The sequence below is a fragment of the Bradyrhizobium liaoningense genome, from assembly GCF_018130785.1.
Lineage (GTDB): Bacteria > Pseudomonadota > Alphaproteobacteria > Rhizobiales > Xanthobacteraceae > Bradyrhizobium > Bradyrhizobium liaoningense_A.
In genome coordinates this window covers 148,464-172,762 of sequence record NZ_JAFCJT010000001.1, presented here as the reverse complement: position 1 = coordinate 172,762, position 24,299 = coordinate 148,464, and the positions used below count along the sequence as shown (strand labels likewise).

The following is a 24,299-nucleotide window of genomic DNA, read 5'->3' as shown; positions in this document are numbered from 1 at the left end:
ATGCGTGCGCAAGAGCCGTTCCTGGTCCGCCACGCGGACCTCATTTTTGCTTTGAAGACGTTCGCCGCGTCGATGCTCGCGCTCGTCATCGCACTCGCCATGGACCTGCCGCGGCCCTATTGGGCGATGGCGACCGTCTACATCACCTCGCAGCCGCTGGCGGGCGCAACCAGCTCGAAGGCGTTCTTCCGCGTGCTGGGCACGCTGGTCGGCGCGACCATGACGGTGGCGCTGGTGCCGAACCTGGTCGATGCACCGGAGCTGCTGTGCCTTGCCATCGCGCTCTGGGTCGGGCTCTGCCTTTATCTGTCGCTGCTGGATGGCACGCCGCGCAGCTACATCTTCATGCTGGCGGGATACACGGTCGCGCTGATCGGGTTTCCCTCGGTCTCCGAGCCCGGCTCCATCTTCGATACCGCCGTTGCGCGGGTAGAGGAGATTTCCCTCGGCATCATCTGCGCGAGCCTCGTCTCCACCATCGTCTTTCCCCGCAGCGTCGCGCCAGCCGTTGCCAATCGCGTCGACGCCTGGCTGTCCGATGCGCAGCGCCTGAGCCAGGCGGTGCTGCTTCGTCAGGGAACGAGTGAAACGCGCCGCGGCAGGCGGCTCAAGCTTGCGACCGACATCGTCGAGATCGACACGCTTTCCACCCATCTTGCGTATGACCGGCTGACCGATCGCAACGCGGTGAACGGCCTCAGCGAGATCCGGCTGCGCATGCTGATGCTCTTGCCGGTGATCGCCTCGCTGGAGGATCGGCTGGCTGCGCTGGGGGAGGAGGCGCTGCGCCGGCAGCCCGAACTGAAGCGGCTGCTGGAGGATCTTGCGCAATGGATTGCGAGCGACGTCGGCGCGCGGCAACCGGCCGAGCGGATCCGCGCTGCGATCGCAGAGCGGCAGGCGGTGCTCGATGACAGCGCCTCGTGGGAGCGGATCATCACCACGAGCCTGCTGTTGCGGGTGCGCGAGCTGGTCGACCTCTCGTGCGACTGCCGCGTGCTTAGCGAGGCCATCGCCGAGAGCCGCAATGTTTCGACGCTCGATCTGGCCTTCCAGTCCGAGGCCGGCGCCGCGCCGGTACGCCATCGCGACCGCGGCCTTGCCTTGTGGTCGGCGGCCGGCGCGGCCGCGGCCATCCTGATCTGCTGCGCGTTCTGGATCGGGACCGGCTGGCCGGATGGCGCCTCTGCGCCGATGATGGCGGCGGTCGCGTGTTCCTTCTTTGCCGCGCAGGATGAGCCCGCACGTTTCATTCGCAGCTTTGGCTTGTGGTCGCTGGTCGCCATCGTCGTCGTCGCGATCTATCTGTTCGCACTGGTGCCTGCGATCTCGCATCTCGAGGTCCTGGTCGTGGCGCTTGCGCCGACCTTCCTGCTCTACGGTTTCCTGATCGCACGGCCGGCAACCGCGGGCACCGGCATGGCGCTCGCGGCCAACACCGCAACGCTGCTGGCGCTGCAATCGACCTACAGCGCGGATTTCGCATCCTACGCCAATTCCGCGGTCGCCTTCTTCGTCGGCGTCGTCATCGCCGAGCTCGTAACGCGGATCGCGCGCGGCGTGGGCGCGGAGTGGATCGCCAATCGCCTGGTGCTGTCGAGCTGGAAGACGCTCGCGGTCGCTGCCGAGCGCCGCGGCAAGGGCGATCGGGCGGAGTTTGCCGGCCTCATGCTGCATCGGCTCGGGCTGCTGGTGCAGCGCATCGCCTTCCTCTCCGAGAGCGATCGCCGCGATACCGACAGCCTCGCCCAGCTTCGAATCGGGATCAATATCATCGACCTGCGCCGCGCGCGCTATGGGCTTGCGGCAACCACCATTGCCGTCATCGACGACATGCTTGATCAGCTCGCCATCGCTTGCCGCGGCTACGCCGGTGGAGGAATGCCGACCGAGCTGTTGACCAGCGTCGATCGGGCGCTGGGCCGGGCGGTAAGGGATCCCAACGAAAAGGCGCGCGAGGACGCCCTGATCGGCCTCGTCGGCATACGCCGCGGCCTGTTCCCGGACGCACCGGCCTACCGGCCGCGTACAGGCGAGAGTGTTGCCGCATGAGATACGTAATCGACATCTATGGCGTGCTGGTGCCGGCGTTGCTGCTGTGGATCATCGTCGCCTATGCGCTGAGTGCGGTGCTGCGGCGCCTCATGCAACGCTTCGATCTCTACCGGCTGGTCTGGCACCGCGCGCTGTTCGATTTCGCGATTTTCGTCTGTCTTCTCGGCGGCGTCGTCTATCTCTCGGAGTTTTTGCCATGAAGGGGAATTTCGCCTGGTTGGGCCGCCTTGCGCTGACCGTTCTCGCCGTCGTCGCGGCGCTCGCGGTCGGCCGCGAGCTTTGGGTCTACTACATGGAGCAGCCCTGGACCCGCGACGGCCGCGTCCGCGCCGACGTGGTGCAGGTCGCGCCTGACGTCTCCGGATTCGTCACGGAGGTGCTGGTCAAGGACAACCAGAAAGTCCATCGCGGCGATGTGCTGTTCCGGATTGATCGCGAACGTTTCGCGCTGGCCTTGCGGCAAGCCGATGCATCGGTGGCGGGTCATCAGGCCACGCTCGACCAGGCCAATTCCGATTTGAAGCGCTACAGCACGCTGACGACCGACGCGGTGTCGCAGCAGAAGCAGGAGCAGGTGTTGGCCACCCAGCTCCAGGCCAAGGCGGCGTTCGATCAGGCCGTCGCCGACCGCGCGGTCGCCCAGCTCAACCTCGATCGCAGCGAGGTCCACGCCTCCGTGAACGGTGTCATCACCAACATGGATCTGCGTCCTGGCGCCTACGTCACGGCCGGCAAGGGCGTGATGGCGCTGGTCGACACCGACACGTTGCATGTGGAGGGCTATTTCGAAGAGACAAAGCTCGCGCGCATCCGCACCGGCGACAAGGTGCGGGTCCGCCTGATGGGCGAGACGGTCACGCTGTCGGGCCATGTCGAGAGCATCGCCGCCGGCATCGAGGACCGCGACCGCGCCGAGGGTGCGAACCTGCTTGCCAATGTCAACCCGACCTTCAGCTGGGTGCGGCTCGCCCAGCGTGTCCCCGTGCGCATCGCGCTGGACAATGTCCCCGACACCATGTCGCTCGTCGCCGGCCGCTCTGCGACGGTAGAGGTATTGGACTAACGCAGCGAGCGCATGGATCACGCTTGGCCTGGGGAAAACCGGCAGTAGGCGTTTCAATGCCAAATCGCAGGGCTAATCCTGACTCGCGTGTGTGAGTCGGGGGACTGGATGGGCGTTTGGTTTTTAGTCCTAGCAGCCTGCGTTGTTGGCGCGTTGCTCCTTTTGGCATTCTGCCGATAGAGCCGACAGCGGATGTACATGTTGCAACGAAGCATCAGCCAGCCGTTGAATAGCGGTTCCGGACCGATGGTTTTTGACTGTGCACGGATCAGCGCGTTCACTTCCGGGATCGGAGGCGGACATGAGCTGGTTCTTTGTGTTTCTCATTGCCGCGAGCGCAGTCGTTCTGATCGCCCATGCGATTGACGCGATGCGTTCCTGATACTCGCTGCGACTTGTTTTCGTCGGTAGCTAGATAAGCGGCGAAAATGTTCCGAGGCGGGCGCGCGTCAATTTGAGGAACCTGGCCCTGCAGGCCAAGGTTGTCACAGCAGGAGGAATACGATCATGCTTGCATTCTATCTGCCGATCATCATTTTCGGAGCCATGCTCGAAGCGATTTCGAATCAGAACGTGTCGGCATCCATCCAGGAGCCGCCAAACGTCGATTAGACGCCGATCCCAATGCGTTGGCTCCGGTACCGACGAGCCAACGCTCCCTAGGCATTCGAATATTTCTTCAGCTCGAACCGCGCGATCTGATTCCGGTGGACCTCGTCCGGACCGTCGGCGAGACGCAGCAGGCGGGCGGTCGCGTAGGCTTGCGTCAGACCGAAATCATTCGACGTGCCGCCGCCGCCATGGGCCTGGATGGCCCAGTCGATGATCTGGCAGGCCATGTTGGGCACGGCGACCTTGATCATCGCGATCTCGGCCTTCGCGACCTTGTTGCCGACCGTGTCCATCGCGTAGGCGGCGTTGAGCGTCAGCAGCCGGGCCTGCTCGATCATGATGCGGGATTCCGCAATGCGCTCCTGCGTCACGGTCTGCTCCGAAACCGGCTTGCCGAAGGCCACGCGGCTGCGCACGCGGCGGCACATCTTTTCCAGCGTGCGTTCGGCTAATCCAATCAGCCGCATGCAGTGATGGATACGGCCGGGACCGAGGCGGCCCTGTGCGATCTCGAAGCCGCGGCCTTCGCCCAGCAGCATGTTCTCCCTGGGCACACGCACATTGGTGAAGACGACTTCGGACGCGCGGTCGGGCACGCCGTAGAAGCCGAACACGGGGAGGGGACGTTTCACCTCGATGCCCGGCGTGTCCATCGGCACCAGGATCATGGATTGCTGCTTGTGGCGGTCGGCATTGTCAGGGTCGGTCTTGCCCATGAAGATGCAGATCTTGCAGCGCGGGTCGGTCGCGTTGGTGGTGTACCATTTGCGCCCGTTGATGACGTAATGGTCGCCGTCGCGCACGATCGAGCTTTCGATGTTGGTGGCGTCCGACGAGGCCACCGCCGGCTCGGTCATGGCGAAGCAGGAGCGGATTTCGCCTGCGAGCAGCGGCTTCAGCCAGCGCTCCTTGTCCTTGTCCGTGCCATAGCGCTCCAGCACCTCCATATTGCCGGTGTCGGGCGCCGAGCAGTTGAACACTTCAGGCGCCAGATGCGAGCGGCCCATGACTTCGCAGAGCGGAGCATATTCGAGATTGGTGAGACCCGCGCCGTGGCCGGACTCCGGCAGGAACAGGTTCCAGAGACCTTCGGCGCGCGCCAGCGGCTTCAGCTCCTCCACGACGGGATAGACCTTCCACGGCCCAAGCTCTTCGGCCTCGCGATAGAAGCGCTCCTCGTTCGGATAGATGTGCCGGTCCATGAAACTTTCGAGCTTGCGCTTGAGCTCGACGACTTTGGGCGACATTGGGTAGAGCATCTCTGGTCTCCTTGATCGGTCAGCAGCGGCTAGCCGACCTCTAGATAGTCCGGGCCGGGCAGCTTGGGGAACGGTGCGGTCGGCAGCGTCTGGTACCAGAACGCGACCGAGGCGATGTCGTCCTGCAACGGAAGGTACTTTGCTTCCTTGACGCCCGGCAGCCAGCCCAGGGCCTGGATCGTCACGCGCAGATCGGTGCGGAAGCGCACGGGATCGGGGATGTGCCAGCGGTATAGGCCGAAGCGCTGTTGCGATTTGTAGACGCCGTCAGGGCGGATCACTTGCGGCAGGCCGGCATAGGGCGTGGTGAATTCCTGATAGCGCGACTGTTGCGCCGGCCCCTGGCCGGAATGCGCGACATAGGGATCGAAATTGTAGGCGCCGCAAAAATAGTCCTCGGTGCCGGTGCCGCAGATGGTCGGGAATGTGCCGTCGCCGTCGATGAAGAACTTGATCTCGCCTTCGCCCCACCAGCCGTTGTTGTTGACGCCCCATGCCACGTAGGTGCCGACATAATGACCGCTGCCGCTGATGCCATCGAGGATGGTGTAGACGTCCTTGTAAGGGAGCGGATTTGTGCGCCGGAACTGGGCATGGAAATAGGCGCAGTCCTCGGGCACCTCAGTGAGCGTGTAATTGATCTGGTAGTAGACGGTGAGCTGCTCCTCGCTGCGGTTCTCCAGCGTGAAGCGTGCGCGCTTGCGGAACGGCATCTCCCAATAGCAGTTGAAGGCGCGGCCGGGATTGACGCAGACCGCGAGCGACGACACCTGTGCGAATTCCTCCCATCCGCAGGCGAAGAAATCGCCTGCCGGGCATTCCACGCTTGGCTGCTCCTGGTCGTCCCAGTAGATGCGCAGGATCGAGTGACGAAGCCGTCCGCGCGCCAGCGTCATCCAGATCTGCTGGATCGCACCTTGCCCCTCGACGTCGGCGAGCGTGAAAGTCGTGCCCGGTTCGATCACGACATAGGGGGAGACCTTCCAGCCCTGGCCGAGGTCGCGGGCCTGACGCGCAGCGGGGCCGTCGACAGACATGCCGCCCTTGCCCTTCTCGCCGGTGAAATTCTCGGGGCTGATCGAGCGCGTCTGCGCATTCGACAGGCGCGACAGATTGCCGAGATGCAGGCCCAATCCGGAAAACGCCATGGTGTCCTCGATAAGGGGTTAGCGACGTCCCGGTATATCGCCGCCAAATCTACCAAAAGATGAAGGCGATCGCGCACAGAGAGGGGCGTTGCGCGGCCGCGCGTCGCTTCAAGCGACGCGGTACTCCCTGAACTTCTCGCGCAGCGCGGACTTCAGCACCTTGCCGGTGCCGGTCATGGGGAATTCGTCCAGGAATTCGACCGCATCCGGCATCCACCAGCTCGCGATCCTCGGGCGCATATGGTCGAGCAGCGTCTTGCCGTCGACGGTCGCGCCTTTCTTGCGGACCACGAGGAGCAGGGGACGCTCCTGCCATTTTTCATGGTTGATCGCGACCACCGCGGCCTGAAGCACATCGGGATGGGACAAGGCGACGTCCTCGAGCTGGATCGAGGAGATCCATTCGCCGCCCGACTTGATCACATCCTTGGAGCGGTCCGTCAGCGTGACATGGCCCTGCGGATCGATGACCGCCATGTCGCCGGTGATCAGCCAGCCGTCGCGGTCGAGGCCCTCGTCGAGCTTCATGTAGCCGGAGGCGACCCAGGGACCACGGGCGCGCAGATGTCCGACGGTCTTGCCGTCGCGCGGCAGCTCGGTGCCACCGTCGTCGACGATGCGCAAGGCGGTACCGAAGCAGGCGCGGCCCGACACCTGGCGCCGGTCGAACTTCTCCTTGTCGCCGAGATGTTCCGAGCCCGGACGCAGGCTCGGCATCGAGCAGCCCAAGGCCTCGGTCATGCCCCAGGCCTGGATGTAGTCGATGTCGTAGTCGCGCCTGAGCTTCTCGACCATCGCGCGAGGCGGCGCCGAGCCTGACGACAGCGTCGCGCGCAAGGTGGAGAATTTGTTGCCGGTGCGTCCGAGCCAGTCGAGCAGGATCAGCCAGAAACTCGGCACGCCCGCCGACAGCGTCACCTTCTCGCCTTCGAGCAGCTCATAAAGCTTGTCCGGCTCATAGTTGCGGCCGGGCAGCACCAGCTTGGATCCTGTGTAAGGCGCGGTGAACGGCATGTTCCAACCATTGCCATGGAAGAGCGGCGCCATCGGCATCATCACCTCGCGTACGCCTTCGCGATGGCCCGGCAGGAAGTCGAAATTGCAGCAGGTCATGGTCTGCAGGATCGCGGCGCGGTGCGAATAGATCACGCCCTTGGGATTGCCCGTCGTGCCTGACGTATAGCAGATGGTGGAGGCGGACTTTTCGTCGAACTCCGGCCAGGCGAAGCCGGCGTCGTTCTCCTTTTCCAGAAGCTCCTCGTAGCAATGGACGTTCGCAAGCTTCGTCTCCGGCATCCGCTCGCGCGAGGACATCACGACGTAGGCCTCGATCGTCGTCAGCTGCGGCGCGATCGCCTCGACGAGCGGCAGCGTGGCGCGGTCGATGAACAGCAGCCGGTCTTCGGCGTGGTTGATGATGTAGACGAGCTGCTCGGGAAACAGCCGCGGGTTGATGGTATGCAGCACGTAGCCCATGCCCGGCGCGGCATAGAACATCTCGAAATGGCGGTGCGTATTCCAGGCCAGCGTGCCGACACGGTCCCCACGCTTCATGCCGAGCCGCTTCAAGGCCAGCGCCATGCGCTTGATGCGCGGATGGACGTCAGCATAGGTGTAGCGATGGATGTCGCCCTCGATCTCGCGCGCGACGATCTCGGCTTCGCCGTGATAGTCCGCGGCATACTGGATCAGGCCGCTGATCAGGAGCGGCATGTCCATCATCAATCCCAGCATGGTCTCCTCCGCAGCCACGTCGTTGCGCGGCGTACTTGTGATTTGCGCGCGAGGTTAGCGGAACGTCATGCGGCGTTCACGCAAAAAAGAACGGACGTGATTGCATGCGTCACTTTTTCAGGGCTAACTGATGCGAGCTGCCGGCGAAGCAGCGTTCGCCGTGGAGGACATGGATGTCAGCGGAAAGACACAAGACCGGTGCAGCCGGCGAATCTAAGGTCGACATTGACGCCCTCCGCATGCGCTATCGCGACGAGCGCGACCGCCGTCTGCGCACCGAGGGCAAGGCGCAATATGTCGAGGTCACCGGCGATTTCGGCCGCTACCTCGACGATCCCTGGGCCGATCCCGGATTCGCGCGCGAAGCGGTCAGCGAAGAGACCGAAGTGCTCATTGTCGGCGGCGGCTTCGGCGGCCTGCTCTGTGGCGCTCGCCTGCGCGAAGCCGGCATCGGTGATTTCCGGATCGTGGAAAAGGCCGCCGATTTCGGCGGCACCTGGTACTGGAATCGTTACCCCGGTGCCGCCTGCGACACCGAGAGCTACATCTATCTGCCGCTGCTGGAAGAGACCGGCTACATGCCGGTGCGCAAATATGCGCGCGCGCCCGAGATCTACGAGCACTCGCGCCGCATCGGCCGTCACTTCGATCTCTACGAGCGCGCGCTCTTTCAGACCGTGATCGTGCGGATGGAATGGCAGGAAGGCGCGGCGCGCTGGCTGGTCGAGACCGATCGCGGCGATCGCATCGGCGCGCGTTTCGTCATCCTGGCCGGTGGCCCGCTGAGCCGCCCGAAGCTGCCGGGCATTCCCGGCATTGAGAGTTTCAAGGGCCACAGCTTCCACACCAGCCGCTGGGATTACGGCTACACCGGCGGCACCGCCGAGGGCGGGCTCACCGGCCTCGCCGACAAGCGCGTCGGCATCATCGGGACCGGCGCGACCGCCGTGCAATGCGTGCCGCATCTCGGCCGCTCGGCGAAAGAGCTCTACGTCTTCCAGCGCACGCCATCGGCGATCGGCGTGCGCGACGACCGTCCGACGGACGCAGACTGGGCGCAGAGCCTCAAGCCCGGCTGGCAGCGCGAGCGCATGGACAATTTCACCGCGGTGATCTCGGGCGAACCGTTCGAACGGGACCTGGTGCAGGACGGCTGGACCGGCCTGCTTGGCGAGATCCTGCTCGCGCCGCGCCGCCAGCCGCAGCCGGTGACCTCGATCGAGGAGGCGCTGAAGGTCATCGAGCAGGCCGACTACCGCAAGATGGAAGAGATCCGCGCGCGCGTCGATACGGTTGTGAGGGACGAAGCCGCCGCGGCGGCGCTCAAACCCTGGTACAAGGCGTTCTGCAAGCGGCCATGCTTCCACGACGAATATCTCGACACCTTTAATCGTCCCAATGTGCATCTCGTCGACACCAGGGGGCAGGGCGTCGAGCGCATCACCGAGAACGCCGTCGTGGTTGATGGCAAGGCCTACGAGCTCGACTGCCTGATCTATGCCAGCGGCTTCGAGGTCGGCACCGATTACGCCCGCCGCATGGGCTTCGAGGTTTACGGTCGCGACGGCATGAGCCTGTCCGAACGATGGCGTGACGGCGTCAAGACGATGCACGGCTTCTACAGCCGCGGCTTCCCGAATTGTTTCCTGATCGTCACGGTGCAGGCCGGCCAGAGCGCGAACTTCCCGCACATCATCGACGAGCAGTCGCAACATATCGCCTACGTCATCGCCGAGGCGCGCAAGCGCAAGGCGCGAACCCTGGAGCCGACGCTCGCCGCCGAGAACGCCTGGGTCGACGAAGTCGTCAAGGCCGCGCTCGGCCGCCAGTCCTATCTCGCCGAATGCACGCCGGGCTACTACAACAACGAGGGCGTGTTCGATCCGATCGCGGCGAGAAACAGCCAGTACTGGCGCGGGCCGGTGGCGTTCCTGCGGCTGCTCGCCAAATGGCGCAAGGAAGGCAGTCTGGATGGGTTGGAATTGACCTCCGAGGTTCCGGCTTGAGCGGCGTGATCCCAGCTCCATCTGGCGCTACGCGGCTCTACGTCATCGTCGGCGATCCCATCGCGCAGGTACGCTCGCCGTCAGGCGTCAGCGCCGCCTTCGCCGCGCGGGAGCACGATGGCATTCTGATGCCCGTTCAGGTCGCGCCAGCGGATCTGCCCGATTTCCTCTCGGTGGCGACGCGGCTGAAGAACCTCGACGGCATCGTCGTGACCATCCCGCACAAATTCGCGTGCTACCAGGCCTGCACAAGTGCGACGGAGCGCGCACATTTTTTGCGCACCGTGAATCTGATGCGCCGGCGTGCTGACGGCCTGTGGCATGGCGACATGGTGGACGGCCTCGGCTTCGTTGGTGCGGCGCGGGCGAAGGGGATCGATCCGCGGGGTATGCGGGCACTGCTCGTCGGAGCCGGCGGCGCAGGATCGGCGATCGCCCTTGCGCTGGTCGAGGCCGACGTGGGCGATCTCGCGATTCACGACAGCGCGACCGAGCGCCGCGACGCCCTGATCGGCCGGCTCAACGAGCTCGGCAAGGCGCCCGTGCGGGTCGGCACCGGGGATCCCGCGGACTTCGATTTCGTCGCCAATGCGACACCTGCCGGGATGAAGGAGGGCGACCCGCTGCCGGTCGATGTCGCGCGGCTTGCGCCGTCGGCCTATTGCGGCTGCGTCATCACAAAGCCCGAAGTCTCGCCCTTCATCGCAGCCGCCCGCAAAATCGGCTGCGTGACCGGGACCGGCACGGACATGTACGAGCAGCACCAGGGCATCATGGTGGATTTCCTGCTCGGCCGCGACGGGGAAGGCTAGGCGGTCGCCCCGGTGTCAAGGCACAGGTCGCGCCGGATGGGGCTTGAGCGATCAGGGCCGACGTAGGATCATGGGCCCGCGCGAGCCGGTCGCGCACTTTTATGTGAGAGGACCAGGGAATGACCAAGGCCAGGACCGTTGCGACGGCCACGATCGGCGCTGCCGCGCTGCTTCTCTCTCTGGCGCCCATGTCCCTGATATCCATGGCCGAAGCCGCGCAATGCGGCAGCTCGCCGGCGGGTTTTGAGGCCTGGAAGCGCGAGTTCGGCGCGGAGGCGCAGGGCAAGGGCATCGGCCAGACCGCGGTGTCGGCGCTGATGCAGACCAATTACGCCAGTGCCACGATCGCAGCTGACCGCGGGCAGCGCAGTTTTTCGCTGTCGCTCGATCAGTTCCTCGCCAAGCGCGGCGCCACCACCATCGTCGCCAAGGGACGGCAGCTCAAGCAGTCGCAGGCCGCCTTGTTCGCCTCGATCCAGCAGCGCTACGGCGTCCCGCCCGGGCCGCTGATCGCGATCTGGGGCATGGAGACCGGTTTCGGCAGCCAGCGCGGCAACCAGAACATGCTGTCGTCGATCGCGACCCTTGCCTATGACTGCCGCCGTCCCGAATTCTTCACCGACCAGCTCTATGCCGCCCTGAAGCTGATCGACCGCGGCACGCTGTCGGGATCAACCCGCGGCTCAATGCACGGCGAGGTCGGCCAGACCCAGTTCATGCCCAAGAACATCCTGGCCTATGGCACCGGCAATCTCGAGGTTGCCGCCAATGCGCTGAACTCGACGGCGAATTTCCTGAAAGCTCACGGCTGGCGCGCAGGAGCCGGTTACCAGCCGGGCGAACCGAATTTTGCCGCTATCGAGGCCTGGAATGCTGCCGGCGTCTATCAGAAGGCAATCGCCCTGATGGGACGGCAGATCGACGAGGGAGGAGGGGCGGCCGCGTCGCGTTGAGGCCGCATGAAGGCTCGGCCGCGCAGGAGAAAGTTCTTGCGTTGAGGAACTGACGGCACGAGGTTTGCTTTGATCGGGGGCAGGGCTGGCATGAGGAGACTCAACATGGCTACCCAGATTGTGATGGACCAGACGGGCGACACGCGCCACGAGTTTGATCCTGGCAATGCCGAAGCGCTGGCGCGAGCCGAACAGCGCTTTCGTGAGCTGACCGGAGCGGGCTTCACCGCCGCCTATCGAACCGGACCAGGTGAAGTCACCCGTATCAAGTCATTCGATCCGACCGCGCACGAAACGCTGTTCTATCCCCGCCTGGTCGGCGGTTGATCTGAGCTGCTCATGATCGCGGCAGTTTGGCTCCGCGCGCCAGCGCGTGCGCGTCTGCATGCGCTGCGCGAACTTTATCGGCGCTTCTTCGGCGAGAATACGCCGGATGCCCGCGGCCGCCGGCTTTTGGCCGAATGGCTGTCGCCGGCGCAGCGCGCGCAATTCGAGCAGCATCGGTATTTCGATGTCGTCGGCTGTGATACCGGCAAGACCTATCGCGTCCACTACGGCACGGCCGCCAATGTCCATGAAATCGACGATGAAGGGCGCGCGACGATGGGATGGTGCTTCGTCCCGTCCGGCTTTCTCGTGCCCGGCGACGTCATGCTGGCGCAGAAGATCGCGCTCGAGACCGACGAGAACGCAGCGATCGCGCTCGCCAATCGGTTTCCGCCGGCAACGCATTCGGAACACTTCTACCGGCGCCCGTTCTAGCGCCGGAGGGCCTGCAGGTCAGTGGTGCGTGGTGCGATAGGCATCCAGCGCATGCGCCGCAAAGACGCCGATGCTGCAAAGCGCGAGGACGGCTGAGATCAGCTCGATCATAGCTCATCCTCCCGCCGCGGCTGGGAGACGAGATTTTGGCAGCAGGCATAATCCAGGATCAGGTCGAGGAAGAATTGCATGGTGGCCATCCCTGTATGATTTTGACAACTAGATAACCGGCCATCTGTTTCAGGCGTGTTTCGTCGTTTTGGGAAACGGGTTTCGCGGGGAACCCGGGGCTGGTTTGGGCGCCGCGGACCCGTTACATCCCGGTCCTGCTCAGTCCATTCTGCCGCGCCTTTCCGGGCGGGCGGCAAATCATGTTGCGAGGCGAAATCATGGCGCAGGTCGAATGGTTCGACGATCTCACCATCGGAATGCGGTTCAAATCGCCCGAGGTGCAAGTCACCGAAGCCGACATCAAGCGTTTTGCCGCCGAGTTCGATCCGCAGCCGATGCATCTCGACCACGAGGCCGCCAAGCAGACCCTCTTCAATGGCCTGGCTGCATCAGGATGGCACACCGCCGCGATCGCCATGAACCTTGCGATCCAGGCCCGCCCGTTCGGCCCGCATCCGCTGATCGGCGCGGGCGTCGACGGCCTGCGCTGGACCATCCCGGTGCGGCCCAACGACCGCCTGCATCTGGTCGGCGAGGTCATGAGCCTGACGCCGTCGAAGTCGAAGCCGCAGGGTATCGCGCTGGTGAAATGGACGATGTTCAACCAGAACGGTGAGGAGGTTTACACCTTCACCCCGATCGCGATCATCCCCAGGCGGGTGTAAGGGCGCCGCCGCCATTGGCCCTGGTCAGCTTCCTCAAGCCCTTGCGGGCCGCCGGCTGAGGTGGTCATCTCCGCGCGGGGAACACGCTGGAGGCTGACATGAAACGATTCCTTCTTGCGGCTTTGCTGACCGCAGGCGCCTTGGGCGCGGCCGTCTTGAGCGCAAGGCCGGCGCTCGCGCAACAATCCAAGGTCGGCGACTGGACCATCGAGAAGCGCACGCAGGATACGCATTGCAATGCGAGCCGCGGCTACAAGGACAAGGAGGACGAGAACCGCGACTACGTCATCGTGATCACCTATTCCGAGAAGGCCATCGTGATCGTGATGATCTATGACGGTTGGGAGTGGGACAAGGTTGGCGAGATCCTCCGGGCCGATGTCAGCACCGATGACGCTGACATCATGAAGAAGGCGAAGTGGGAGGTCATGGACAAGACCACCGTGCGCGGCATCTTCGAATACGATCAGTCGATCATGGACCGGCTGTCGAAGGCCAGGCGTCTGTCGCTCGATTTCGAGGACGATGACGAGGACAGCATCGAGATGCAGATCCCGCGCGCCGGCGAGGCGCTCGCCGCGCTGAAGTTCTGCGAGGAGAACCGGAAGTAAATTGCCGGCGACCGCCGGCGATGCCGGCGGGAATTGGTGGCAACAGAGCCCGGCAGCAGCGCGCGAGCGCGTGACACAACGCACACAGTCCGCGCGCTGTTCGTATTTATCCTAGTCTTTGGCGCAAACGTCCAAGCCGCACCCTGCGGTTGACGTTACGCAAGGACGATGTTCGATATTTTGGCATCTCGCTGCACCGCATTTTCCTCGTCGAAGGCGATTGACCGCTCTGTCGCCTCTGCCAATTTCCAATGCGCAAGCCCCCTTTGTCACCCGGGCAGTACGCGGATCGCATCGTCGCTCCGATGACGATCCTCCAGGCAAACCGGTTCTCGTCTCTCGTCGGTGAGATCTACGATGCGGCGGTCGATCCCGCGCTGCGCAGCGGCGCGCTGGAACAGGTTTCACATTTCGTCGGCGGCTGTGCCGCGACCATCCTGTCCCGCGATGCGGCAAGGCTCTCGATCGAGATTCACCAGCATTTTGGAACCGAATCCCGCTTTCGCCAGCTCTATCGCGACAGATATGTCGAGCAGGACCCTCTGCTCGATCGCCATCTCGCTCTCGCGGCAGAGCAGACCATCGGCGTGACCGATGTTATGCCTCATGCGGACTTCGTGGCGACGAGCTTCTATCGCGAGTGGGTCGAACCGCAGGGCGCGATCGACCTCGCGACCGTTTCGCTCGAAAGGTCGGACGCGCGCACCACGGTCTTGCAGGTGTTACGCCACCGATCCCGCGGAACCGTCGACGAGGCGATGCGCGAACGCATGCGGCTGCTCGCACCCCACATCCAGCGTTCCAGGATCATGGGCCGGCAGATCAGGGCGCGCTCGCATGCCGTGGACGACCTTGCCGACGTCCTCGACAGCCTCAGCACGGCGATCTGCCTGCTCGACGCGGATGGCCGCGTCGTCCACGCCAACGCGGCGTGCCGGCAGCTGTTCGTCGATGCAAACCTGCTGGCGATGGTCGGCGACCGGATCGTGGCCCGAAACACGCAGGCCGACAGATTATTCCGCGGCCTGCTCGAAATCGCCGCGGATGGTGAAGCTCATCCGACCGGTCGGCGCGGCATCGAGCTCGCGACGTCGGCGGACGGTCAGCACTATCTCGTCCATGCCCTTCCATTGAAACGGGATCGCAGCCTGCCGCGAGACGTCGCGGCTACGGTGCTCCTCGTTCAGAAGGCGGCGATGGTGCCATCGCTCGTGCCCGACGCCATTGCTGCGGCCTTCAGGCTGACGCCGTCCGAATTGCGCGTGCTGATGGCCATCGTCGAGGTCGGCGGCGTTCCCGATATCGCGGTAAAGCTTGGCATTGCCGAGACGACGGTGAAGACGCATCTCGGCCGCGTGTTCGAGAAGACAGGTGCCGGCAGGCAGGCGGATCTCGTGAAGATCGCGGCCGGCTTCACCGCGCCGTTTGCACAACGAGCGAGCCGCGACGACGACGCCGTGTGATTCATTTCACGGCGCGAGCCGCGGCGGCACGCGATGCAATCTCAATCCATTGTGATGAGCGGGATCGTCAGGTCCTCCGAACGCATGACGCGCGTCATTTGATACTTTCGTATATGGCGCCACTTGAATGAGAAGGGCAGCGTGCGCCACGGAACAATGCGCGCCGGCACCGGACGCGGGTGCGGGGAGACGACAGCTCGTGGCCGGGTCTGCTCGTCGGTTGGAGAAATTGCAGTGAGCCGCAAGGACGAATTTTCCATTCTCAATGTTTCGACGGACGATATTCCCGAAGACGAACGCGTGCCGCTGCTGCGCGAATTCTACTGCCGCGGCGTGCTGAAGTCGGAGGTCGAGGCCACGGACGAAAAGCCGTTCGCAGCGAATCTCACGTCCCACAGTTCGCCGGATGCTCAACTGGTGATCGGCGGGCTGATCGGCGCGCGGGTCATCCGGACCAAGCAGCTGGTCATCGACGGCGACGACAGCCTTGGCTTGATGGTCAATCGCTCAGGCATCGTCGAAGTGTCTGCGCGCGGACGAGACCTGCGGCTTCGTCCCGGTGACGCGGTTCTGACGAGCGCGGAAGACGCGACGATCTACGAACGCCTCACGCTCGGCAATTGTCTGTCGATCCGCGTGCCGCGACGGGTGCTGGCACCGATGATCGTGGACATCGACGATGCGGTGATGCGCATCATTCCGGAGCACGCCGCCGGACTTCGCCTGCTCGTCGATTACGCGACGGCGCTGGTGCGCGAGCGTGCGTTCGCGGTGCCGGCATTGCGCCAGCTTGCTGTTGCGCATCTCCACGATCTGATGTCGCGCGTTCTCGGCGCGACGGATGAGGTTCACGAGCTGGCCGGGCGCCGCGGCGTCAGGGCCGCGCGGCTGCGGAAGATGAAGTCATTCATCGCCAATAATTGCTGGCAGCAGGACCTGTCGGTCGCGACTGTGGCGCAGGAGTTCAGCGTGACCACGCGCTATCTCCAGCGGCTGTTCGAAGCCGACGGCAAGACGTTCTCTTCCTTCCTGACCGAGCAGCGTCTCAAACGCGCTCATCGCATGCTGCGCGAGCCTGACTTCGCCGGGCGGCCGGTGAGCTCGATTGCCTACGACGTGGGCTTCGGCGATCTCTCTTATTTCAACCGTTGTTTCCGACGGGCCTATGGCGCGACGCCGAGCGGCGTCAGGAGCGGCGAGGCGCTGTGACCGCGCGCGACTGAATTTCGGCGAACCGCCGATTTCAACCAGGAGGGATTTGACATGATCCTCGATCGCAGATTCATGGCCGCGCCGCGGTGGCCTTTCCGTAGTCTCATTCGGCCGACTACGTCTTCTGGCGCGCGGAGTAGATCAATGATGCTGTGTTTCGAACGGCGCCGGCAGTTGGAGTGTTAAATGCGCCGTTTCTTCTTTGATCTCCTGGTCGACAATGTCGTGAAGATCGATCCGGGCGGCATGGTCTTCGAGCAAGCCAAGGCCACGTTCGTCGTGGCCGACGAGATGGCGCGACATCTGTTCGTCTGGCGTGACGATTTGCGGGATCGCGATGCCTGGATCCGCGTCAGGGATGCCGGCGGACGCGAGGTCTATCGCGCTGTGGTCTGGTCGGAGAGTGCCGAGAGGCTCGGCTGGGACCAGGCATGACCGTTCCGGCTTCACCTTCCATGGCGACAACGCCGACAACCGGTCGCGGCGCCAAGTGCTCAACGATGCTGCGGTCGCAGGCTTTGGCTTCGACTACCGCACGAGCCAGAACGTGTCAGTGTTCGGCGCGGTCGAGGGCATGATGATGTCCGACCAGAGTCGGACCGGAACAGCGAAGGGCGGCCTTCGCGTCGTGTTCTGAGTCGGCATCAGCCCTGGCGGCTTGAACGCGACGCCCGCCGGCCGGGCTTCATCCGCGCGGCCGGCGCCTCCTCCGATCGGAGGACGCCGCATGCCGTGGTTGTGGTAGGCTTGGTGATATTGATCACTCAGGCTATTTCGAGCACATGCACGGACCACGGAAGCTGCCCGAACTGGTCGAGTCCATCTATGACGCCGGGCTCGACCCCGCGATGTGGAATGGCGTCGTCGCCGGCATTCGCGATTTCGTCGGCGGGCAGGCCTGCGGGCTGTTTTCCAAGGATTCGATCAGCAAATTCAGCGTCACCCATTATTACTGCGGCGCCGACCCGCATTACATTCAGCTCTACTCCGAAACCCATTCGAAATTCGATCCTCTGACGGTGCTGCCGCCGCATGGCGAGATCGTCAGCATCCCCGATCTCGTCAATTTCGACGAATACCGGCGAGGGCGCTTTTACCAGGAATGGATGCAACCGCAGGGTTGCAGCGATGCGGCCAATGTCGTGCTCGAGAAATCGAGCTGCCCCGTGATGATGACGGTGCTGTCGGGCCGGCGCATGGTGGACCCGGCGATGAAGCATCGGCTCTCGCTGATCGTGCCGCATGCCAGCCGCGCGCTGCTGATCAACCGCGCCATCACCTCGCAATTGACCCTGGCGACGGCCTTGGCGGACGTGCTGGACAATCTGGCCTGCGGCATCTTCCTGCTCGATGCCTTCTGCCGCGTGGTGCACGCGAACTCCGCCGGTCACGCCTTGCTTGCTGCCGATGACGTCGTGAGGTCCGTCGCCGGCCAGCTCGTGACCTCCAGCGCGGAAGCCAACCAGACCCTGCGCGAAGCGTTCGGGACGCGCACTGATGTTGCCCTGCTTGCGGCGCGGGACCGCGCGATTCCGTTGCTGTCACCTAGCGGCGAACGTTACGTCGCACATGTCCTGCCGCTGTCGTCCGTGCTGCGGAACGGCAACGAGCGGGTGGCCGATGCCGCCGGTGCGCTGCTGCTGCGCAAAGTCGCGCTCGGCGGGCCATCCTATGGCGAGTTGATCGCGCGGACTTTTGATCTCACACCCGCGGAGCTGCGTGTGTTCCTGTCGATCGTCGAGGTCGGCGGCGTGCCGGAAACGGCGGCGGCGCTCGGCATCGCGGAGACGACGGCGAAGACGCATCTGCATCGGGTGTTCGCCAAGACCGGCGTTTCTCGGCAGGCCGATCTCGTCAAGCTGGCCGCCGGATTCTCCAATCCGCTCGTCAACTGATCGGTCAATCGCTGTCGGCGTTGAACCTTTTGCTCCCGCGAGAGACTCAAGAATGCCGCCGGGCACGACGAAGATTTCGATATCTCCAGGTCACCATTGGCTGTTCTGATGCCCCGACCTCCCAAACAGTCCGATTTGATCGAGAATATATATGACGCCGGTCTCCATCCTGAGTTGTGGAGCGATGTCGTCGTCATGCTCAATGCGTTTATCGGCAGCCGGGCCTGCGGGCTGATTTCGAAGGATCCGGTCAGCAAGTCCGGTGCGACGCATTATTATTGCGGGGTCGATCCGCACTACATCCAGCTCTACGCCGAAACCTACTCTCGCTACGACCCACTCGCGCGGCTTCCGAGATATGGCGAAGTACGCAACATCCCCGATCTCGTGAATTTCGACGAATATCGCCGCGGGCGGTTCTATCAGGAATGGCTGCGACCGCAGGGTTGCGTCGATGTCGCCAACGTGGTTCTGGAACGGTCGAAGTCGCCGTGTCCGATGCTGATGACCGTGATTCCCGGCAGGGACATGCTCGATGCGGAGAAGCGGGCGCGGATGCAGTTCCTCGTCCCGCATGTGAGCCGGGCGCTGCTGATCAATAAAACGATCGAGCGGAAGCAGCAGCGTGCGACCGCGCTCGCCGACGTCGTCGATCGGCTGAATGCCGGCGTGATCCTGCTCGATACGGCCTGCAACATCGTCCACAGCAATCCGGCTGCGGATACGTTGCTTGCGGCCGACGATTTTTTGCGGTCGGTCGCGGGCCGTCTCGTCGCAAGGTCATCTGCGGCAGGTGCGGCCTTGCGCGATATTTTCCGTGACGCAGGGGAGGTCGCCCTGGCGGCGGCTTCAGGGCGGAAAATTCCGCTGATGTCACAGGACGGATCCTATTACGTCGCGCATGTCATCGCGTTGCCGTCGCTGCTCCGCGAAGGCGCGGCCGAGCGCACCTCGGCCGTCGGTGCCTTGTTCGTCTGGAAGGCGGAACTCGACGGCCGCTCATCTGCCGGAGTGATTGACCGCACGTTCGATCTGACCCCTGCGGAGCTGAGGGTGTTGCAGTCGATCGTCGATGTCGGCGGCGTGCCGGAGACGGCGGTCGCACTCGGCATCGCGGAGACGACGGTGAAGACGCATCTGCATCGCGTCTTCGCCAAGACCGGCGTCAGCCGTCAGGCCGACCTCGTCAAGCTTGCGGCGGGATTCTCCAATCCGCTGGTGCACTGACGCGCTTTCGATGGCGCAGGCGAGTCGCTTCGGCTCGCAATTGGTTCAAACAGCAGCATCATTAGAAATTTATCGCGGGTCGTTCGATCGAATGACGCGATTCTCCGCGTTCTCTTCTACGAGAAATCACACGTTTTCCTGTTCGACACGTTCGATCCTGGTGTGAAGCAGCTCACGACAAGCGGAAGTGAATCCCATCAATCTCTCGCGCAAATTGAGAGGAGGTTGTCATGCGAACGGCGTCACCGGTCCTGGCCGGCAAGTTCCGCGACATCGTTGCCCGCATCGGCGCGGCATTCCGCGAGCAGCGCGAGATCGACGCGAAACGCGCGTTGCAGCGCTACCGCCACTTGCTGGAGCGGCCGCATGAAGCGCCGCGTTTGAATGGAATCATTTCTGTCTGCAGTGAAGAGGATACTTTTGTAAATGCCCACGGAGTTGATCCGCGCGAGCGCGCGACCGGCCACACCACGTTCGAACGCGCGTAACGTCAATATCGTCGCCGTCGCCCTGACCGCGGCGCTCGTCACGCTTCAACTGGTGGGGCTGGCCATGCTGCAGCGTTCGCATGCGCAGCCGGTCTCTCGGCCTCTCCTGAATGCGCACGATGCGGAACTCTGTACCGGGAGTGCCGGTGCCCCGCCGACGCAGACGCCCTACGACTGACGGAGGACGCATCGTGCCTGATATCACGACCAGCCTTCTGGTGAGCGTCGCCGTGTTTGCCGGCGCCTTTGTCTCCGGGCTCTCGGGCTTCGCATTCTCGGCCGTGGCGGGCGCGATCCTGCTCCGCGTGTTTCAGCCGCTGGAGGCCGTGCCGCTGATGATGGCGTGCAGCATCGGCGTGCAGGCCACAAATCTGTGGGCGCTCCGGCGCAGCATTCGCTGGGAGGGCAGCCTGCTGCTGATCGTCGGCGGATTGATCGGCGTACCCATCGCGGTGTCGCTGCTGCAATCCACGGACACGCATCTGCTCCGGCGCGGCTTCGGCATCGTCGTCGCGCTCTATGCGGCCTACATGCTGCTGCGGCCGACGCTGGTAACGGCCGGCGAGGCCGTCGGCCGGCACTGGGTCGCACTGATCGGGTTCGGCGGAGGGCTGGTCGGCGGGTTGACCGCAATGCCCGGCGCGATCCCGACGATCTGGTGCGACATGCGGGGCATGCCGAAGAGCGAGCAGCGCGGCCTGGTGCAGCCCTTCATCGCGGCGATGCAGCTGTTCGCGATCGCGCTGCTGGTCGGGCACCAGGACCTGTCGTCGAAGGTCTTCGTCGACCTCGCGATCAGCCTGCCGGCTTTGTTCTCGGGATCGGCGCTCGGCGTGATCGCCTTTCACCGGGTCAACGAGACGGTCTTTCGCCAGACCGTGCTCGTTCTCTTGCTGATCTCGGGGATCTCCCTGATCTAGTGCCCAGTGGTGTGGACGACCGGCGCCGCGCTGATGTCGCTGCCGTGATGCACCAGCGGCTTGTTGCCGGTGATGGTTCGCAGCAGCACGTAGAACACCGGCGTCAGGAACAGGCCGAACACGGTGACGCCGATCATGCCGGAGAACACCGCGACGCCCATCGCACGCCGCATCTCCGAGCCCGCGCCGGTCGAGAGCACCAGCGGCAGCACCCCCATGATGAAGGCCATCGACGTCATCAGGATCGGGCGCAGCCGCAAGCGGCTCGCCTCGATCGCGGCCCGGATCGGCGTGCGGCCTGCGAATTCGAGCTCGCGCGCGAATTCGACGATCAGGATCGCGTTCTTGGCCGAGAGGCCGACGAGAACGATAAGTCCGATCTGGGTGAAGACGTTGTTGTCGCCCTTCGAGATCCAGACGCCGAACATCGCCGCGAGCAGTCCCATCGGCACGATCATGATGATCGAGAGCGGCAGGGTCAGGCTCTCATAGAGCGCAGCCAGCACCAGGAACACCAGCAGGATTGCCAGCGGGAACACCCAGAGGCCGGAATTGCCGGCGATGAACTCCTGATAGGTCAGGTCGGTCCATTCGAAGGCAAAGCCGGGCGGCAATGTCTCCGCCGCGATCCGCGTCGCGGCCTCCTGCGCCTGGCCGGAAGAGAAACCTGGCGCTGCGGCCGCGTTGATGTCGGACGACAAAAAGCCGTTGTAGCGGATCGCACGCTCGGGACCTGCGCTCTGGCGGATCGTGAGCAGCGCCGACAGCGGCACCATGTCGCCGGACGACGAGCGCACCTTCAGCTGCCTGATGTCGTCGGCGCGTGCGCGGAACGGCGCGTCGGCCTGGACATAGACGGAATAGGTGCGACCAAACTTGTTGAAGTCGTTGACGTAGTAGGAGCCGAGGTAGATCTGGAGCGTGTTGAACACCTCCGTCACGGGCACCCCTAGCTGGAGCGCCTTGGTGCGGTCGATGTCGGCGAACAGCTGGGGCACGTTGACCTGGAAGCTCGAGAACACGCCGGCGATCTCCGGCGCCTTCTGCATCGCCGCCATGAACGCTTTGGTCGCCTCGTTCAGCGCCTCATAGCCGAGACCGGCGCGGTCCTCGATCTGCAGCTTGAAGCCGCCGATGGTGCCGAGGCCGTTGACCGGCGGCGGGGGGAACATGGCGATGAAGGCTTCCTGGATCCCGGAGTATTTCTTGTTGAGATCGGCCGCGATGGCGTTTCCGCTCAGCGCCGGCCCCTTGCGCTCGTCAAACGGTTTCAGCGTCGAGAACACGATGCCGGCGTTGGACGAGTTGGTGAAGCCGGAGATCGACAGGCCCGGGAACGCCACGGAGCTTTCGACGCCGGGCTGGGTCAGCGCGACGTCGCTCATCTTGCGGATCACCTCTTCGGTGCGGTCGAGCGTGGCGCCGTCCGGCAGGCGGGAGAAGCCGACCAGATATTGCTTGTCCTGGCCCGGCACGAAGCCGCTCGGCACCTGCTGGAACAGGAAGGCGGTGAGGCCGACCAGGACCACATAGAGACCCATCACGGCGGCCTTGCCTGATATCACCTTGGTGACGGCGCCGCTGTAGTTCTCCGACGAGCGCGTGAACGCCTTGTTGAAGCCCCGGAAGAACCAGCCAAGGCTCTTTTCCATGATGATCGTCAGCCGGTCCTTCGGCTCGTTATGGCCCTTGAGCAGCAGTGCCGACAGCGCCGGCGATAGCGTCAGCGAGTTGACGGCGGAGATCACCGTCGAGATCGCGATCGTCAGCGCGAACTGCTTGTAGAACTGCCCGGTGAGGCCGGAGATGAAGGCCAGCGGCACGAACACCGCGATCAGCACCATCGCGATCGCGATGATCGGGCCGGAGACTTCGCGCATCGCCTGATAGGTGGCGTCGCGCGGCGACAGCCCGCCCTCGATGTTGCGTTCGACGTTCTCGACCACGACGATGGCGTCGTCGACGACGATGCCGATCGCAAGCACGAGGCCGAACAGGCTGAGCGCGTTGATGGAGAAGCCGAACACGTGCATCACCGCGAAGGTGCCGACGATCGACACCGGGACCGCCAGCAGCGGAATGATCGAGGCGCGCCAGGTCTGGAGGAACAGGATCACGACCAGCACCACCAGCGCGATCGCCTCCAGCAGCGTATGGATGACAGCCTCGATCGAGGAGCGCACGAACTGGGTGGGGTCGTACACGATCTGGTAGGACACGCCCTCCGGCATGTTCTTCTTGATCTCGGCCATGGTGGCGCGGACGTGGTCGGAGATCTCCAGCGCGTTGGAGCCCGGCGCCTGGAAGATCGGGATCGCCACCGCCTGCTTGTTGTCGAGCAGCGAGCGCAGGCCGTATTCGGACGCGCCCAGCTCGATCCGCGCGACGTCGCGCAGGCGAACGACTTCGCCGCGCGTGCCGGTCTTGACCACGATGTCGCCGAATTGTTCTTCGTTCGCGAGCCGGCCTTCCGCATTGACGGAGAGTTGCAGGTCGATGCCCTTGACGTTCGGCGAGGAGCCGACGACGCCGGCGGCGGCTTCGACGTTCTGCGCCTGGATCGACTTGACGATGTCGCTGGCGGTCAGGCCGTGCTCGGCGGCCTTTTGCGGATCGACCCAGACGCGCATCGAATAATCGCCGGCGCCGTAGAGCTGGACATCGCCGACGCCGTCAATGCGCGCCAGCCGGTCCTTGACGTTGAGCACGGCATAGTTGCGCAGATACGTCATGTCGTAGCGGTTATTCGGCGACAGCAGATGCACGACCATGGTGAGGTCGGGGGACGATTTCTTGGTGATGATGCCGAGCTGGCGCACCACGGCGGGCAAGCGCGGCTCGGCCTGCTGCACGCGGTTCTGCACGAGCTGCGTCGCCTTGTCGGGGTCGGTGCCGAGCCGGAACGTCACCGTCAGCGTCATCGCGCCGTCGGTGGTCGCCTGGCTCGACATGTACAGCATGTTCTCGACGCCGTTGATCTGTTCCTCGATCGGGGTCGCCACCGTCTCGGCGATCACCTTGGGATTGGCGCCGGGATAGGTCGCGCGCACCACGACGGAGGGCGGCACCACGTCGGGATATTCCGAGATCGGCATTGCGAACAGCGAGATGAGGCCCGCGAGGAAGATCAGGACGGACAGCACGCCGGCGAAGATCGGACGGTCGATGAAGAACTTTGAGAGATTCATGGCTTTGCCCCTGCAAGAGAGACAGCTCTCCCGTTAGCCGGGACGCGGGCAGCGC

General features: G+C 64.2%; 22 protein-coding genes. 18 read left to right on the top strand and 4 right to left on the bottom strand.

The annotated features are described in order from the left end of the window. Genes JQ627_RS00765 through JQ627_RS00755 form a run of 3 tightly spaced genes read left to right on the top strand, consistent with a single transcriptional unit; the run spans position 1 to position 3,118 of the window. The gene (locus tag JQ627_RS00765; RefSeq protein WP_212482261.1) at positions 1 to 2,052 is read left to right on the top strand and encodes an FUSC family protein; all 2,052 of its coding nucleotides are present in this window, start codon (positions 1 to 3) and stop codon (positions 2,050 to 2,052) included. After that, entirely contained in the window at positions 2,049 to 2,255 is a 207-nt protein-coding gene (locus JQ627_RS00760) for a DUF1656 domain-containing protein (RefSeq protein ID WP_014496057.1), read from the top strand. Before JQ627_RS00765 ends, JQ627_RS00760 begins: the two co-directional genes overlap by 4 nt. Next, positions 2,252 to 3,118, top strand: coding sequence for an HlyD family secretion protein (locus tag JQ627_RS00755; RefSeq protein ID WP_212482260.1), 867 nt, complete (start codon positions 2,252 to 2,254; stop codon positions 3,116 to 3,118). Before JQ627_RS00760 ends, JQ627_RS00755 begins: the two co-directional genes overlap by 4 nt. Positions 3,119 to 3,777: 659 nt before the next feature. Here JQ627_RS00755 and JQ627_RS00750 read toward each other — a convergent pair. From JQ627_RS00750 to JQ627_RS00740, 3 genes are all read right to left on the bottom strand, one after another. After that, positions 3,778 to 4,989 (bottom strand): acyl-CoA dehydrogenase family protein, encoded by a 1,212-nt coding sequence (locus tag JQ627_RS00750; protein WP_212482259.1) that lies wholly within the window; start codon positions 4,987 to 4,989, stop codon positions 3,778 to 3,780. Between the two features lie 29 nt (positions 4,990 to 5,018). Continuing rightward, entirely contained in the window at positions 5,019 to 6,137 is a 1,119-nt protein-coding gene (locus tag JQ627_RS00745) for a glycoside hydrolase family 172 protein (protein ID WP_212482258.1), read from the bottom strand. Positions 6,138 to 6,245: 108 nt separating this feature from the next. Continuing rightward, positions 6,246 to 7,871 carry a long-chain fatty acid--CoA ligase gene (locus JQ627_RS00740; protein ID WP_212482257.1) on the bottom strand — a complete coding sequence of 542 codons (1,626 nt, stop codon included), beginning with the start codon at positions 7,869 to 7,871 and terminating at the stop codon, positions 6,246 to 6,248. Between the two features lie 173 nt (positions 7,872 to 8,044). Between JQ627_RS00740 and JQ627_RS00735 the strand changes: the two genes are divergently transcribed. The 15 genes from JQ627_RS00735 to JQ627_RS00665 all read left to right on the top strand — a co-directional run bounded on the left by JQ627_RS00735 (position 8,045) and on the right by JQ627_RS00665 (position 21,056). Then, the gene (locus JQ627_RS00735) at positions 8,045 to 9,877 is read left to right on the top strand and encodes an NAD(P)/FAD-dependent oxidoreductase (protein WP_212482256.1); all 1,833 of its coding nucleotides are present in this window, start codon (positions 8,045 to 8,047) and stop codon (positions 9,875 to 9,877) included. Positions 9,878 to 9,882: 5 nt separating this feature from the next. Continuing rightward, the gene (locus JQ627_RS00730) at positions 9,883 to 10,689 is read left to right on the top strand and encodes a shikimate dehydrogenase (RefSeq protein ID WP_212483124.1); all 807 of its coding nucleotides are present in this window, start codon (positions 9,883 to 9,885) and stop codon (positions 10,687 to 10,689) included. 119 nt (positions 10,690 to 10,808) lie between these two features. Beyond that, positions 10,809 to 11,642 carry a lytic transglycosylase domain-containing protein gene (locus JQ627_RS00725; protein WP_212482255.1) on the top strand — a complete coding sequence of 278 codons (834 nt, stop codon included), beginning with the start codon at positions 10,809 to 10,811 and terminating at the stop codon, positions 11,640 to 11,642. A gap of 105 nt (positions 11,643 to 11,747) precedes the next feature. Continuing rightward, a complete protein-coding gene (locus tag JQ627_RS00720) occupies positions 11,748 to 11,969 on the top strand; it encodes a hypothetical protein (protein WP_063684528.1) in 222 nt (73 codons plus the stop codon). 12 nt (positions 11,970 to 11,981) lie between these two features. Further along, a complete protein-coding gene (locus JQ627_RS00715) occupies positions 11,982 to 12,404 on the top strand; it encodes a hypothetical protein (RefSeq protein WP_212482254.1) in 423 nt (140 codons plus the stop codon). A 389-nt stretch (positions 12,405 to 12,793) separates the two neighbouring features. After that, complete coding sequence (locus JQ627_RS00710; protein WP_014496047.1) at positions 12,794 to 13,240, top strand: MaoC family dehydratase; 447 nt, start codon at positions 12,794 to 12,796, stop codon at positions 13,238 to 13,240. A 98-nt stretch (positions 13,241 to 13,338) separates the two neighbouring features. Beyond that, positions 13,339 to 13,851: a hypothetical protein gene (locus tag JQ627_RS00705; RefSeq protein WP_212482253.1), complete on the top strand. Its 513-nt coding sequence runs from the start codon at positions 13,339 to 13,341 to the stop codon at positions 13,849 to 13,851. A gap of 305 nt (positions 13,852 to 14,156) precedes the next feature. Beyond that, entirely contained in the window at positions 14,157 to 15,314 is a 1,158-nt protein-coding gene (locus tag JQ627_RS00700; RefSeq protein WP_212482252.1) for a LuxR C-terminal-related transcriptional regulator, read from the top strand. Positions 15,315 to 15,548: 234 nt separating this feature from the next. Continuing rightward, a complete protein-coding gene (locus JQ627_RS00695; RefSeq protein ID WP_212482251.1) occupies positions 15,549 to 16,523 on the top strand; it encodes an AraC family transcriptional regulator in 975 nt (324 codons plus the stop codon). Between the two features lie 189 nt (positions 16,524 to 16,712). After that, entirely contained in the window at positions 16,713 to 16,961 is a 249-nt protein-coding gene (locus tag JQ627_RS00690) for a DUF6894 family protein (RefSeq protein WP_212482250.1), read from the top strand. Then, positions 16,930 to 17,163, top strand: a complete 234-nt coding sequence (locus JQ627_RS00685; RefSeq protein WP_212483179.1) for a hypothetical protein — start codon at positions 16,930 to 16,932, stop codon at positions 17,161 to 17,163. Before JQ627_RS00690 ends, JQ627_RS00685 begins: the two co-directional genes overlap by 32 nt. 145 nt (positions 17,164 to 17,308) lie before the next feature. Further along, a complete protein-coding gene (locus JQ627_RS00680; protein ID WP_212482249.1) occupies positions 17,309 to 18,421 on the top strand; it encodes a helix-turn-helix transcriptional regulator in 1,113 nt (370 codons plus the stop codon). 108 nt (positions 18,422 to 18,529) lie between these two features. Then, the gene (locus tag JQ627_RS00675) at positions 18,530 to 19,648 is read left to right on the top strand and encodes a helix-turn-helix transcriptional regulator (protein WP_212482248.1); all 1,119 of its coding nucleotides are present in this window, start codon (positions 18,530 to 18,532) and stop codon (positions 19,646 to 19,648) included. A gap of 230 nt (positions 19,649 to 19,878) precedes the next feature. Continuing rightward, complete coding sequence (locus JQ627_RS00670) at positions 19,879 to 20,136, top strand: hypothetical protein (protein ID WP_212482247.1); 258 nt, start codon at positions 19,879 to 19,881, stop codon at positions 20,134 to 20,136. 191 nt (positions 20,137 to 20,327) lie between these two features. Beyond that, positions 20,328 to 21,056 (top strand): sulfite exporter TauE/SafE family protein, encoded by a 729-nt coding sequence (locus JQ627_RS00665; protein ID WP_212482246.1) that lies wholly within the window; start codon positions 20,328 to 20,330, stop codon positions 21,054 to 21,056. On the opposite strand, the gene JQ627_RS00660 is transcribed toward JQ627_RS00665, so the two are convergent. Then, positions 21,053 to 24,244: an efflux RND transporter permease subunit gene (locus JQ627_RS00660; protein WP_212482245.1), complete on the bottom strand. Its 3,192-nt coding sequence runs from the start codon at positions 24,242 to 24,244 to the stop codon at positions 21,053 to 21,055. The two genes, JQ627_RS00665 and JQ627_RS00660, sit on opposite strands and share 4 nt — an antisense overlap. Positions 24,245 to 24,299 lie beyond the last annotated feature (55 nt).